Origin of the sequence: Actinoallomurus iriomotensis (assembly GCF_030269445.1) — a bacterium.
Taxonomy (GTDB): Bacteria; Actinomycetota; Actinomycetes; order Streptosporangiales; family Streptosporangiaceae; genus Actinoallomurus; species Actinoallomurus iriomotensis.
The window spans coordinates 89,630-101,790 of sequence record NZ_BSTJ01000010.1 but is presented as its reverse complement, the minus strand read 5'-3'; the positions used below and the strand labels follow the sequence as shown (position 1 = coordinate 101,790).

Genomic DNA, 12,161 nt, shown 5'->3' with positions numbered 1-12,161 from the left:
TCGGCCGCGAAGAGGCGTCCCTCTCCTCCACAGGACCCCGGTCACCACGGCCGCGACCGCCGGGTCCGCACCCCCCACGAGTGGCTGATGTGGGTCACGCACACCTCCGGTGGCGCGAAAGTGTGGCGGCGGCCGATGGAACGCGGTCGCCCGCGCGGTGACGATTACGGCGTTCTCGGGGGGCGCCGACGACGCAGGGAGACTTCATGCCGCGTATTCGCCTCCTCGCCGCGATGGCCCTGGGTCTCACGCTCACCGCGCCACCGGCCGTCGCGGCCTCCCCGCGCTCGTGCGAGGTCGCCGTGCCCGGCGCGGCGTACGAGGTCGGCGCGTGCCTGCCCGACCTGACCACGGCCGGCACCGTCGCCGACGGGCACAGCGACCCGGCGCAGTGGGTGGGCCTGCAACCGGCCGGGACGCGCAACCCGACCGGGGTGCCGGGCACGCAGATCGACGGCTACTTCCCCGACACCTCGACGCTGAACACCACGCACGGCTGGAACCACGACTCCCAGTTCGTGATCCGCCTGCCCGACCACTGGAACGGCGGACTCGTGGTCGCCGGCACGCCCGGGAACCGCGCGCAGTACGCCAACGACTTCACGATCTCCGACTGGGTGCTCGCCCGCGGGTACGCCTACGCGGCGACCGACAAGGGCAACGTCGGCTCGGCGTTCTACCGGGACGGACGGCGACCCGGCGACGCCGTCGCCGAGTGGAACACCCGCGTCACCCAGCTCGCCCGTGCGGCCAGGACGACGGTCGCCCGCAGGTACGGCCGGGCTCCCGCGCGGACGTACGCGGCCGGCATCTCCAACGGCGGCTACCTGGTCCGCTGGCAGCTGGAGAACCACCCGGAGCTGTACGACGGCGGCGTGGACTGGGAGGGCACGCTGTTCCGCGCGGACGGCCCGAACCTGTTCACCTACCTGCCGGCGCTGCTGAGGAACTACCCCGCCTACGCCGCCGGCTCCGCCGGGGCGCACCGGGCGCTGCTGGACGCCGGCCTCGCGCCCGGCTCGGAGTTCCTGTGGCCGTACCACGAGCAGGTCTACTGGGACCTGACCCAGCGGATCTACCGGGAGGAGTTCGACCCCTCCTACGACGGCGCCACCGAGGCGGGCACACCGTACTGCGCGAGCGGCACGCCGGGCTGTGACGCCGACTACGACTACGCCGCCCGGCCCCGCTCGGTGCACCGGGCGGTGGCCCGCGTGTCGCTGACCGGCCGGATCCGCAAACCGCTGATCACCCTCCAGGGCACGCTGGACACGCTGCTGCCGATCTCCCAGGACGGCGACGTGTACGCCCGCATGGTGCGCGGGCCGTTCCGCTACTACCGGGTCGAGGGCGGCAACCACGTCGACGGGCTGTACGACACGTATCCCGACCGGCTGCGGCCCATGTTGCCGTGCTTCCGCGCCGCGTTCACCGCGATGGAGGGCTGGTCGGCCGGCCACACGCCGCCGCCCAGCGCCACGCTGCCCAGGCCGGCCTCCGGAGACCTCGCCAACACCTGCTCGCTGGCGTCCTGACCAGCGAGCCGCTTGAGGAAAGGAGCACGATGAGATTAACTCTGCGCCGCCTCCGCCGGGGTGCCGTCGCCCTCGCGGCGACCGGCCTGCTCGGCACCGCCGCGACCGCGGTCGCCGCACCCGCCCACGCCGCCACGCTGGGCCGTTACAACGTCAGCGCCGTCTACGACTCGGGGGTGTCCTCCGGCGGCTTCATGGCCGACCAGCTCCACGTGGCCTACTCCGGCACGATCAAGGGCACCGGCGTCTTCGCGGGCGGCCCGTACCACTGCGCCCAGGGCAGCCTCACCACCGCCGAGCTGGCGTGCATGTACAACATCCAGAGCCGGAACCTGTCCTCGCTGGAGCAGACGGCCCGCACCCGGTCCGCGCAGGGCACGATCGACAACGTCGCGAACCTGTCGGGCCACCGCGTGTACGTCTTCCACGGCACCGCCGACACGACCGTCAGCGTCGGCTCCCCCAACGACCTCGTGCAGTTCTACGAGGACTTCGGCGCGAACGTGACGTACGACAACACGACCCCGGCGGCACACTCCTGGGTCAGCCCGCTCGGCCCGAACGCCTGCGGCACGAGCTACACCCCCTACATCAACAACTGCGGCACCGACCCGGAACGCACGATGCTCACCCACCTGTTCGGGTCGGTCGCCGCACCGGCCGCGAGCCCGTCCGGCAGCGTCGTGTCGTTCGACCAGAACGCCTACGCGCCCGGCGGCAGCGCGAGCGCGATCAGCATGGGCGCCACCGGCTACGCCTACGTGCCGCCCGCCTGCGCCTCGGGCACCTCGTGCCGGCTCATGGTCGCACTGCACGGCTGCCTGCAGGGCGCCGGCTCCATCGGCACGACGTTCGTCACCAAGGCGCACCTGAACGAGTACGGCGACACGAACAACATGATCGTCCTCTACCCGCAGGCCGTCGCGAACTTCGGCAGCAACCCCCAGGGCTGCTGGGACTGGTGGGGATACCTGAACGCGGGCAACTACGACACCCACGGCGGCGCCCAGATCACCGCGATCATGAACATGGTCCACGCCCTCGGCGGCTGACGCTCACCCCCGTACGGGCCCGCGCCACCACGGTGGGCGGGCCCGTCGTCGCTTTGCGTGCGCTGAGGACGGCTGTTGGACGCCAGCTCGGTGACGTGGTCGGCGATGCGTACTGTCCTTCGGCAAGCCGCCGGCACTCAAGTAGATATCATTGTTCTTTAGTGGATACCATCGCTCTTTGTGATCTCTCCACTGCGACCTGGGGACCCTGCGCGGATAGGTCCGTACCGGTTGGAGGGCCGGCTGGGCGCGGGAGGCATGGGACAGGTCTATCTCGGGTCATCCCCGAGTGGCCGGGCCGTCGCGGTCAAGCTCATCAGAACCGAGCACGCGCGGGACCCGCGGTTCCGGATGCGGTTCTCCCGGGAGGTCGAGGCAGCGCGGCAGGTGGGCGGTTTCCACACGGCGCAGGTGCTCGACGCCGACCCGCATGCCGACTTCCCCTGGCTGGTCACCGCCTTCATCCCGGGCCCCACGCTGCAGCGTGTCGTTGCCGAGCACGGGCCGCTCGCCTCAGCCGCCGTGGCCCGGTTGGGTGCGGGGTTGGCCGAGGGGCTGGCGGCCATCCACCGGTGCGGGTTGGTCCACCGTGACCTGAAACCCGGCAACGTCATCATGGCCGACGACGGGCCGCGCATCATCGATTTCGGCATCGCGCATGCCGAAGACGGCGACTCGACGACCGGCGGCGGCGCGGTCATCGGCACCTACGCCTACATGTCGCCCGAACAGGCCCGCGCCGAGCCGGCATCGGCGGCCGGCGACGTGTTCTCCCTGGGTTCGGTGCTGGTCTTCGCCGCCACCGGCCGAGGTCCGTTCGACGCGACGACCGTGCCCGGCATCGTCCATCGGATCACCAGCGAACCGCCGTGGCTGGGCGGTCTCGATGGCGAGCTGCGAGCCCTGCTGGTCGAATGCCTCGCCAAGGACCCGGCCGATCGCCCTTCCGCCGCCGACGTGCTGAATCGCCTCTCCGTGACCGGGCCGATGGCACACGCCTTCGCCGACGCCGCCACGACCCCGGGCACCGGCGCGCCGCTGGGACGGCGCACGCTGCTGTTCGGTGGGATCGCCGCCGCCGCCACCGCGATCGCTGTTCCCACGGTCCTGCTCTGGCCGAATGTCACGTCACACAGCGCTCCCGCCGCCAAGAGCGACGTCGGCAAGCCGCTCGCACGTCTGGACGCCGGCGACACCGGCGATGTCACTGAGATCGCCTTCAGCCCGGACGGCAGGACACTCGCCGGCGCGGGTTTCGACCGCACCCTCCGGCTCTGGGACATCACATCGGGCCGTACGGTCTTCGCCATCGCCGGGCACCGCGACGTCCTGGCGGTGACCTACAGCGCGGACGGTCAGACCCTGTTCAGCGGCGACAATGCCGTGCGGCGCTGGGACGTGCACACGGGCGAGTCACGAGGCGTCCTGGTGAGCTATGCCCGGGGCACCGTCACCTGCCTGGCGTTCAGCCCCGATGAGAAGACTCTCGCCGTCGGCCTCACCAGCGGGGACGACAGCAGGGTCGAGGTCGTGGACATGACCACCGGCCGTTCCGTCGCGACGTTCGGGCACAACGGCAACATGAACTCGGTCGCCTTCAGCCCGGACGGCGAGACCGTGGCCAGTGTGTCCGATATGGAGGCGGCGGTACGGCTGTGGTCGGCCAAGACCGGCCGTCTCATCCGATCGTTCACCGCCCCCATGGGCGGAATCCTGGACTACGCCTCGGCGATGTTCAGCCCTGACGGGAAGACCCTCGCTGGAGCCGGGCCTGGCATCAAACTGTGGGATGTGGCCACCGGGCGCCTCACCGCGACGTTCACCGACTCCCACCACATCCTCGACACAGCTGCATATCGCCCGGGCCGGGCGATGATCGCGGGCGCCGGACGCGGTGACCGGGTCGGCGCCGGCGACACCATCGGCAAGACCATCAGCCTGTGGGATCTGTCCAGCGGCCGTGTCACCACCACGCTGACCGGCGTCGTGCCGACCTCCCCGGCCGGCCACGAGGTCCCGTCGCTGGCGTTCAGCCCGGACGGCGGGATCCTCGCAGCGTCCATGGGAGAGCCAGGTGGTGCCCGATGGATCCAGCTCTGGAAGCTCTCGTAGCGGACGTTCCCCGACTAATTCCGGATGGTGCAAGTGGATGCCTTGTCGCCCGACGATCCGCGACAGATCGGCCCTTACCGCCTAGAGGGCCGGGTGGGCGCGGGCGGCATGGGGCAGGTCTATCTGGGCACCTCGCCGGGCGGACGCAAGGTCGCGGTGAAGGTGATCCAGCCGGAACTGGCGAACGCCCCACAGTTCCGTGCTCGGTTCACCCGGGAGGTCGAGGCGGCCCGCCGGGTGGGCGGTTTCCATACCGCCCATGTGGTCGACGCCGATCCGGGCGCCGAAGCCCCCTGGCTGGTCACCGCCTTCATCCCGGGCCCCACACTGCAGGAGGCGGTCAAACAGCGCGGCCCGCTCCCGCCGGAGGCCGCGGCACGGCTCGGCGCGGGGTTGGCCGAGGGACTGGCCGCCATTCACCAGTGCGGGCTGGTCCACCGTGACCTGAAACCCGGCAACATCATCATGGCCGACGACGGCCCGCGCATCATCGACTTCGGCGTCGCTCGCGCCCTCGATGCCACTTCACTCACCGCGACCGGCTCGGTGATCGGCACCTACGCCTACATGTCGCCCGAACAGATCCGCGCTGACCGGACCGACCCCGCGAGCGACGTGTTCTCCCTGGGCTCGGTGCTGGTCTTCGCCGCCACCGGACGGAGCCCGTTCGACGCACCCACCGTCGCGGCGATCGTCCACCGGATTCTGCACGACCGGCCCGCACTCGGCGGTCTCAGCGGCGATCTGCGCTCCGTGCTGGCCGCATGCCTGGCGAAGGAGCCCACCGATCGTCCGGCAGCGCAGAGCCTTCCTGCCCGCTTCACCGGCCTCGGTCCTGGTGGTACGGCCCTTCCTCACACTGCGGCCCTTCCTGCGCCCGCCGTGGAGCAGACCGTGCCCGCGACCAGGATCCACCCTCAGACGTGGATCGAACCCGACCGGCCAGAGCTCTCTCGCGGGGTATCCCGCCGCACGCTGATCATCGGCGGGCTGGCGGCCACCGCCACCGCCGCCGTGGCAGGAGCCTCCGTGCTCCTGTACGGACGGGAACACTCGGCTTCCCGGTCTGGTAGACCCACTGCCGGCACCGCTGCCTCCGGCTCCAACGGCGTCGCCCTCACCGGACCTCAGTCACCCATCAGGGCCGTCGCCTTCGACCCGACCGGCCAGACGTTGCTCGCGGCTTCCGAGAGCTCTGCTGACAGCAGTGTCTGGCGCTGGAACGTCGCGACTCGCCGCGGGGCCGCCGTCCACATCAGCGCGCCCCAGTCAAGTCTCGGCCAGACCATGGTCTTCAGTCCCGACCGCACGCTGCTGGCCAGAGCCGACCTGAACAAGATCATGCTCTGGGATGTGGCGACCGGCCGTGTCACGCGCACGTTCGCCGTAACCGCCCAGCGCCCGAACGGTGGCCCGACCGACGGCTACGTCTTCTCGGTGGCTTTCAGCCCCGACGGCAGGGCCCTGGCCGCCGCCGGGCTCTTCAGGGGCGTGTATGTGTGGGACACCTCCTCAGGCCGCTCCCTCGGCGTCTACAAGGACTCGCCGGGCGGCTGGGTCGCCTTCAGCCCGGACGGCAGGCTCCTGCTCACCGGCGACCAGCCCCTTCAGCTCCGCGCCATGCCCTCTGGCCGGGTCGCGGCCACCTACGACTACCGCTTCGGCTATGCACCAGGCACGGTCGCGTTCAGCCCGGACAGCCAGGTGCTCGCCATCACCGTTCACGAGACCATCTACCTGTGGAATGTCGTCTCGCAACGCCCCGTCACCACGCTGAAGGGCCACACCGGATACATCCGAGCACTCGCCTTCCATCTCCGAGGCGGTACCTTGGCCAGCGGGGGCGACGACAAGACGATCCGGCTGTGGAACACCGCCACCGGAGCCACGGTCACCAAGTTCACCACCCTCGGCTCCGTCAGCGCCTTGGTGTTCGCCCCCGACGGGTCAACTCTCGCGGCCGGCCTCAGCGACGGCAGCGGTGATACCGCCAACGACCGCATCCGCCTCTGGCACATCCCCTGATCGTGAGCCTGCAGAGGCCTGTGGGAGAACGGATGACTCCGCAACCGAGAAATCCCCAGAAGCTGAACCCGGCCCGGCTATGACAAGTTGAAAATGCATGCGGCCTAAAAAAGGCCTTAAGTTCACGCCGCGTACCCCGTGTACTGGCGGATGCCTGCGGCTGGCGCTGTTACAGCAGGGGGATTTGCTCGGCCGTGTCGGGTGGTTGGAGGTCATCTTCCATTGGGAGCCCGGATAGGTGTCGTAGTTCGTTGAGGCTGAGGGTCACGTTGTTGGGCAGGTCGTTGACCAGTGCGGTGAGTAGGAGAGCTGCTGCGGTGGCGTCCCACAGGGCGCGATGGGGGCGGCTGTTGGGCGTCAGGTCGGTGACGTTGTCTGTGAGTGCGTAGTGTTCGACCAGTGCGGTGAGGTTTTTCTTCCGTAGGCCCGGGTGGAGGTATCGGGCGAGGCGCAGTGTGTCGATCAATCCGGCGGGCTGGATGCTCGGGCAGCGGCGATGGAGGAGTCGCCAGTCGACCGAGGTGTTATGGCCGACGAGGACTTTGCCGGAGACGCGTCGTGCGAGTTCGGGCGCGACTTTGGGAAGTCGCGGTGCGGTGGTCAGGAGAGCGTCGGTCAGACCTGGGGAGATCCAGGGGCGGCGCGGGATGGGTCGTTCCGGGTTGATGAGGGTGGTGTATGCGTTGTCGAGGGACGGACGGCCGGCGGTGATGGGGACGAGGGCGATCTCCAGGATGGCCTCGTCGTCGCGGTCTTGCGCCCCGGTGCCTTCCAGGTCGAGCGCGACCAGGGGTGCTTCGGTCCACAGGGCGCTGGCCATGGCCGCCCGCCTCTCGAATGGTGGTCAAGGATCAGTCGTCTTCATCAAATCGTGTTGTGGTGGTGAAGCGCTCGCGTATCGCGGCGAGGTGTTGTCGTTCTTCGTCGGTTGGGCCGTGGCCGGTGAGTGAGCGGCCGTGGGCGTGCAGGTAGTGGGGTTGGTCGAGTTCCCAGATCTGGTACCGGAGGGTGTGCTGGATCGGGTAGCGGCGTTGTTCGCCGAGCCCGTGGGTCCAGACATGACCGCCTTCGGCATCGATGAGGTAGGGGCTGGAGTAGTCGAGTCCGCCCAGGACTTGCTCGAACTCTGAGGGACTCGGTGCCCGGTGGTCGGCGGCGCACAGGTTCTGCTGGGCGACGGGGCAGATGTCGCACAGTTCGCGGACTCCCCAGTGGCCGTTGTAGTCGGGCAGGTCGTGGGCGTAGGAGACGCCGCACGAAGTCTTACGGAATAGCGGCGTGGTGATCCCGGAGGCGCGCCAGGCGTCGATGACGCGGGCGTCCAGTTCGGCGGGCATGGTCTTGCGGCGGTGGAAGTCGGCGGCGTCGTAGGGCAGGTCGACGCCTTGGGCGTGCAGGTAGGCGGCGTTTTCAGGCTTGTGGTAGTAGCCGGTGAACACGATCGCGTCGGCGGCGTCGCCGATGTCGAGGACACGGCGCATGGTTTCGGGTGCGTCGTTCCAGCCGGGCACGATCGGCCGCCAGTACAGCACCACCTTGGTCCGGTTCTTGTGCTCGCAGGCGGTCGCGAGTGAGGAGACCGTGATGGTGCTCTTGGCCATCGGTTCGACGCGGGTGTCGGTGATGCCGGAGTAGGTGAACAGGAGCGTGACACGCAGATGGCGGAGTTCCTCCAGCTTGGCCATGTCGGCGGCCGTCACGCGGAATCGGGTGATGATCAGGACCAGGTTGTCCAGGCCGCGGTCATCCAGGGCTTGCAGGATGTGGAACAGGTGGGGTTTGACGCCGGGCAGGAACGGATCGGTGGCCTTGTTGAACAGCTGGATCGGCGTGATCGACGGGCGGAACGTCTGGTGGCCGAGAAGCATGTCGATCGCCTGGTCGGTGGGGCACAGCAGGTGGGGTGTCTTGTGCTCGAAGTCGCCCCAGAAGTGGCGGACGCAGTAGCCGTAGTCCAGTGGGCAGCCGATGATGTGATTCAGCGACAGCCCGGACTTGCGGTAAGTGATGATCTGCGCCATGTACGGATCCAGCGACGCGCGCTGGTCGGCGGACATTAACGCGAGTGTGCTGGGGCCGGTGGGGATATCGGTCATTGCGGGCTCCGTTCTGTGGTGGGGATGAGCAGGTGCCGGTTCGCGGCGCCGTACCAGATCGTGAAGTCGCGTTCGACGACGCCGGTGTGGTCGGAGGTGTGGATCAGGTTGTCGATCAGCCGTCCCTCGGCTCGGGCCGTGGCCAGGTTGTCGGCCCCGAAATGGCCGCGGATGCTGTTCGGATCGGCGAGGGAGGGATCGGTGCCGCCCAGGACCGCTCTGAGCCGGTCGGCGGCCTGATGACCGTGACCGAGGGCGACAATGACCTGGTTATCGACGAAGATGCGGCGCAGCTCAGCGGGGACGTCGAGTCCTAAAGTGCGGCAGACCTCGGGCGGAAGCATGTCGTCGTAGTGGGCGAAGACCTGCGCCTCCGTCGGGATGAGACTGCGGACGGCCGAGACGGTGACCACGCGGCCGACCCGTTGGAGCACGGCGTCGGCGAGTCCGCGGCGAAGGCAGTCGGGCTTGAGCAGGATCACCGTCCATTGCGCCCAGTCGACGACACCGAAAGGTGTCGTATCTCGTGGCGTTGCTGGCGCCGTCATCGGATCGTGCTCTCGGCGGGCTCAGCGCCGGCTCGAGTGGGCCAGCGCTGGGTCACCAGCCAGCGGTGTGCGGGCGTGAGGGCGTCGAGCGTCGCGGCCTCAATCGGTTCGCCGGGCTGGTGGATGATCTGCCGGTACACCTCGAACAGCAGTAAGACCTGGCGCCAGTACAAGCTCGCTGGGGCCGGCGGACGGGCCTCAGGATCGAAGCGGCGCCGGTTCGTGCGGAGCTCGGACTCCCACCGTAGGACGTGCCTGATCGTGTCCCAGGAGGTGTCGGCAGGCAAGGAAAAGCCGGGGAACGGATCACCGAGTTCGGGCTCGGCCAGAATCACGTCCATGCGCGCCAGGTCTGGCTCGTTGACGTGCATCGAGGCCACCTGGTGCGTGTAGGTGCCGAGCTGGGCACCGAGCTGGACGGCCGTGAACTCCTGGATGAGGGTGAAGGAGAACACGTCACAGACCAGCCCGATCATCGCGTCGTTACCGCGCATACCGACCACCAGGTGCAGGCGGCCGCCCCGAAGCAGGAACTGCAAGGACAGGGTGCAGGCCACATCCGGGTTGGCGGGATCGGTGAGTTCGTCTGGTCGCATGACGGTCATGACGGCCCGCTTGGAATCCGGGTCGTGCCGCAGCAGGTCGACGACCTGTTCCCACTGGCTGGGCCGGTCGGCGCCGGGGGAGCGGAACAGCCGTGGTCCGTACGCGGTGCCGGTGAGGTGGAGCCCGTCGCGTGAGAGGGAGCGCAGGCGGGGCGCGTAGTAACCGATCATCGCCAGGTCATCGCGGCCGGACAGGTACCACAACGCTTCGGCGTAGTTGAAGACGATGTTGGGCCTACGGGCCTTCAGGTACGGGGTGCGCCGACGCGGGTCGGCGAGGGTGAAAGCCACGTTCAGGCACTCGCGGGACCGGTTGCCGCGGGACGCGGTGGTGTATTCGGCGCCGGTGTGGAGCCGGTGCAGGACGGCTCGGTAGGCGTCGGTGAAGGAGGGGAAACGGGGCGGGTGCATCAGGTGCGCTCCGATCCGGTCGGGATGGTCGTCATGAGTTGAGTGAGCCGGCGCGCCCATGCCGAAAGTCGGAACGGCTCCAGAAGGAGCAGGCAGGCCTCGATCAGCTCCTCGTGCTCGCGGCTGCCGGCGATCCGCTGTGCCCACGTGATGCGTTCGACGGTCTCGGCACCGTCGGCCACATGGAGGGCAGAAGGCGTGTAGACGTCTGCGCACGCGAGGCTGGTCGGGGTGAGCGGAAGACAGCCGGCCAGCACGGCCTCGCCAAGGCGCTGGCTGACGTGACCGACCCGGGAGTAGCGGGCGCGGTTGAGCAGGATGGTCGTGGTGGCCGTCAGATACACGGCGCGGGTCTGGGAGAAGGCGCAACGTCCGGTGAAGTTCACCCACGGCCACCGACTGGTCTGGGTCCACTTTCCCGCGACCTGGTGCGGGAAGCGCGCGGCGGCCGGTGCGAAGAAGGCGGCGAAGTCGCCGTCGCGGTCGTACTGGTTCCCCACGTAGGCCAGCGCCAGCATCCGCGTCCGCGCCGATAACTCGGCAGGATCAGCCGCGTCGAGAAGACGGTCGGGCACAGGGGTAGGCAGAGAGACGCTCCCTGGCGGCGGCGCCAAGCCGGGTTCGCACACGAGGACGTTCCGCAGCTGCCGCAGGGACGCGTCGGTGGGCAGTTGCCGGTCGGTGTCCCAGATGAGTGTCGGCACACCTGCGTTGGTGTAGCTCCTGATCAAGTCGGTTTGTCGATGCAGGTCGCAGGTGTGGCCGACTGAGCCGCACGGGGTGGTGTTGCGTCCGGGGAGCGGCCAACGCCACTCACACATCAACACGTCCACCGCGGGGAATCCCGCATGCCAGCGGTACGGCAACGCCTGACCGGCCTCCGTACGGTCCCAATCGGTCTGCAGAAGCACGACCTCGTGCCCGAGCCCGATCAGCTCATCGACGATCGGGCGACGCCAAAAACGCCCCCCATCAGGGGTGTCGATGATCCCCGAACCGAGAAATCCCCAAAAGCTGAAACCGATCCGCATGCCGCACTTCCCTGGTCGGCGTAGGAACGCTGTCAGCCGACACGCTGCCGCACTGCGGGAAGCGCTTCAATTCTGGCGTGTAATGGCCCTTGCGGCCCGGCTATGACAAGTTGAAATATATACGGCCGAAAAACAGTATTAAGTCCACGCCGCCTACCGTTACTGCCACGTCGTTGCCTGCCGCCGTCTGGAGGTCATCGATTGATGGGCAGCGGCAGGATGAGTACGTCGAACGTCGGAGCATCCGGCCAGGCGGGCCGAAGTCTGGCCGTTTTCTTCCAGCCCCAGCGCAGGTACGCCTGGTACGCCCTGGTGTTCGCTGGGCGGACGAGGAGTGTCGCCCGTTCTTCAGTCCGCGCGCCGAGCAGTTCGTCATGCAGGGCGTGGGCGATGCCCTGTCCGGCGGCGGCTCGCCGGACCATGATTTCGGACAGGGCGAAGGTACGGCGTCCGTCTTCGCGGGTGAAGTCTGGTTCGGGCTCATCGAGGAGGCCGGCCCACCAGCCGTTCATGGCGTTCTCGTCCAGCGGCCAGCCCCATGCCTGCCCGACGGTGGCGCCGTTCATCTCCGAGAAGAGGAGGTCGAACCCGTCTCGGGCTGTGTAGGCGTCGTAGCGCCGCATGAACTCCCCATCTGAGGAAAACCCTACGCCTTCGCCGTAGGCGTCGCGGTGAATATCGGCGACCAGTTCGCGGACGGATCGGGCACCGGCCGCGTCGTAGCGGCGGAACTTAAGGGCGGGCAC

Annotated in this window: 10 protein-coding genes; 4 read left to right on the top strand and 6 right to left on the bottom strand. The window is 68.7% G+C overall.

From position 1 onward, the window contains the following. Positions 1-206 precede the first annotated feature (206 nt). From QSK37_RS35545 to QSK37_RS35530, 4 genes are all read left to right on the top strand, one after another. Positions 207-1,535, top strand: coding sequence for a tannase/feruloyl esterase family alpha/beta hydrolase (locus tag QSK37_RS35545; RefSeq protein WP_285629716.1), 1,329 nt, complete (start codon positions 207-209; stop codon positions 1,533-1,535). Between the two features lie 29 nt (positions 1,536-1,564). After that, entirely contained in the window at positions 1,565-2,587 is a 1,023-nt protein-coding gene (locus QSK37_RS35540; protein ID WP_285629715.1) for an extracellular catalytic domain type 2 short-chain-length polyhydroxyalkanoate depolymerase, read from the top strand. A gap of 180 nt (positions 2,588-2,767) precedes the next feature. Then, positions 2,768-4,699: a WD40 repeat domain-containing serine/threonine protein kinase gene (locus tag QSK37_RS35535; RefSeq protein WP_285629713.1), complete on the top strand. Its 1,932-nt coding sequence runs from the start codon at positions 2,768-2,770 to the stop codon at positions 4,697-4,699. 24 nt (positions 4,700-4,723) lie between these two features. After that, positions 4,724-6,724 carry a WD40 repeat domain-containing serine/threonine protein kinase gene (locus QSK37_RS35530; RefSeq protein WP_285629711.1) on the top strand — a complete coding sequence of 667 codons (2,001 nt, stop codon included), beginning with the start codon at positions 4,724-4,726 and terminating at the stop codon, positions 6,722-6,724. 169 nt (positions 6,725-6,893) lie between these two features. Here the strand turns inward: QSK37_RS35530 and QSK37_RS35525 are convergent, their stop codons facing one another. The 6 genes from QSK37_RS35525 to QSK37_RS35500 all read right to left on the bottom strand — a co-directional run bounded on the left by QSK37_RS35525 (position 6,894) and on the right by QSK37_RS35500 (position 12,161). Beyond that, on the bottom strand, positions 6,894-7,544 hold the full coding sequence (locus QSK37_RS35525; protein ID WP_285629710.1) for a 3'-5' exonuclease: 651 nt from the start codon (positions 7,542-7,544) through the stop codon (positions 6,894-6,896). A 31-nt stretch (positions 7,545-7,575) separates the two neighbouring features. After that, on the bottom strand, positions 7,576-8,820 hold the full coding sequence (locus QSK37_RS35520) for a hypothetical protein (protein ID WP_285629709.1): 1,245 nt from the start codon (positions 8,818-8,820) through the stop codon (positions 7,576-7,578). After that, entirely contained in the window at positions 8,817-9,368 is a 552-nt protein-coding gene (locus QSK37_RS35515) for a nucleoside-diphosphate kinase (protein WP_285629708.1), read from the bottom strand. Before QSK37_RS35515 ends, QSK37_RS35520 begins: the two co-directional genes overlap by 4 nt. Beyond that, entirely contained in the window at positions 9,365-10,384 is a 1,020-nt protein-coding gene (locus QSK37_RS35510; RefSeq protein WP_285629707.1) for a thymidylate synthase, read from the bottom strand. Before QSK37_RS35510 ends, QSK37_RS35515 begins: the two co-directional genes overlap by 4 nt. Further along, entirely contained in the window at positions 10,384-11,415 is a 1,032-nt protein-coding gene (locus QSK37_RS35505; RefSeq protein ID WP_285629706.1) for a hypothetical protein, read from the bottom strand. Before QSK37_RS35505 ends, QSK37_RS35510 begins: the two co-directional genes overlap by 1 nt. 194 nt (positions 11,416-11,609) lie before the next feature. Further along, on the bottom strand, positions 11,610-12,161 hold the full coding sequence (locus tag QSK37_RS35500) for a GNAT family N-acetyltransferase (protein WP_285629705.1): 552 nt from the start codon (positions 12,159-12,161) through the stop codon (positions 11,610-11,612).

Bases quoted from the DNA above. Each gene is read 5' to 3' on its own strand.
- QSK37_RS35530 (WP_285629711.1), top strand. From the start codon at position 4,724: ATGGTGCAAGTGGATGCCTTGTCGCCCGACGATCCGCGACAGATCGGC.
- QSK37_RS35505 (WP_285629706.1), bottom strand. From the start codon at position 11,415: ATGCGGATCGGTTTCAGCTTTTGGGGATTTCTCGGTTCGGGGATCATC.
- QSK37_RS35510 (WP_285629707.1), bottom strand. From the start codon at position 10,384: ATGCACCCGCCCCGTTTCCCCTCCTTCACCGACGCCTACCGAGCCGTC.
- QSK37_RS35540 (WP_285629715.1), top strand. From the start codon at position 1,565: ATGAGATTAACTCTGCGCCGCCTCCGCCGGGGTGCCGTCGCCCTCGCG.
- QSK37_RS35520 (WP_285629709.1), bottom strand. From the start codon at position 8,820: ATGACCGATATCCCCACCGGCCCCAGCACACTCGCGTTAATGTCCGCC.
- QSK37_RS35515 (WP_285629708.1), bottom strand. From the start codon at position 9,368: ATGACGGCGCCAGCAACGCCACGAGATACGACACCTTTCGGTGTCGTC.
- QSK37_RS35545 (WP_285629716.1), top strand. From the start codon at position 207: ATGCCGCGTATTCGCCTCCTCGCCGCGATGGCCCTGGGTCTCACGCTC.
- QSK37_RS35525 (WP_285629710.1), bottom strand. From the start codon at position 7,544: ATGGCCAGCGCCCTGTGGACCGAAGCACCCCTGGTCGCGCTCGACCTG.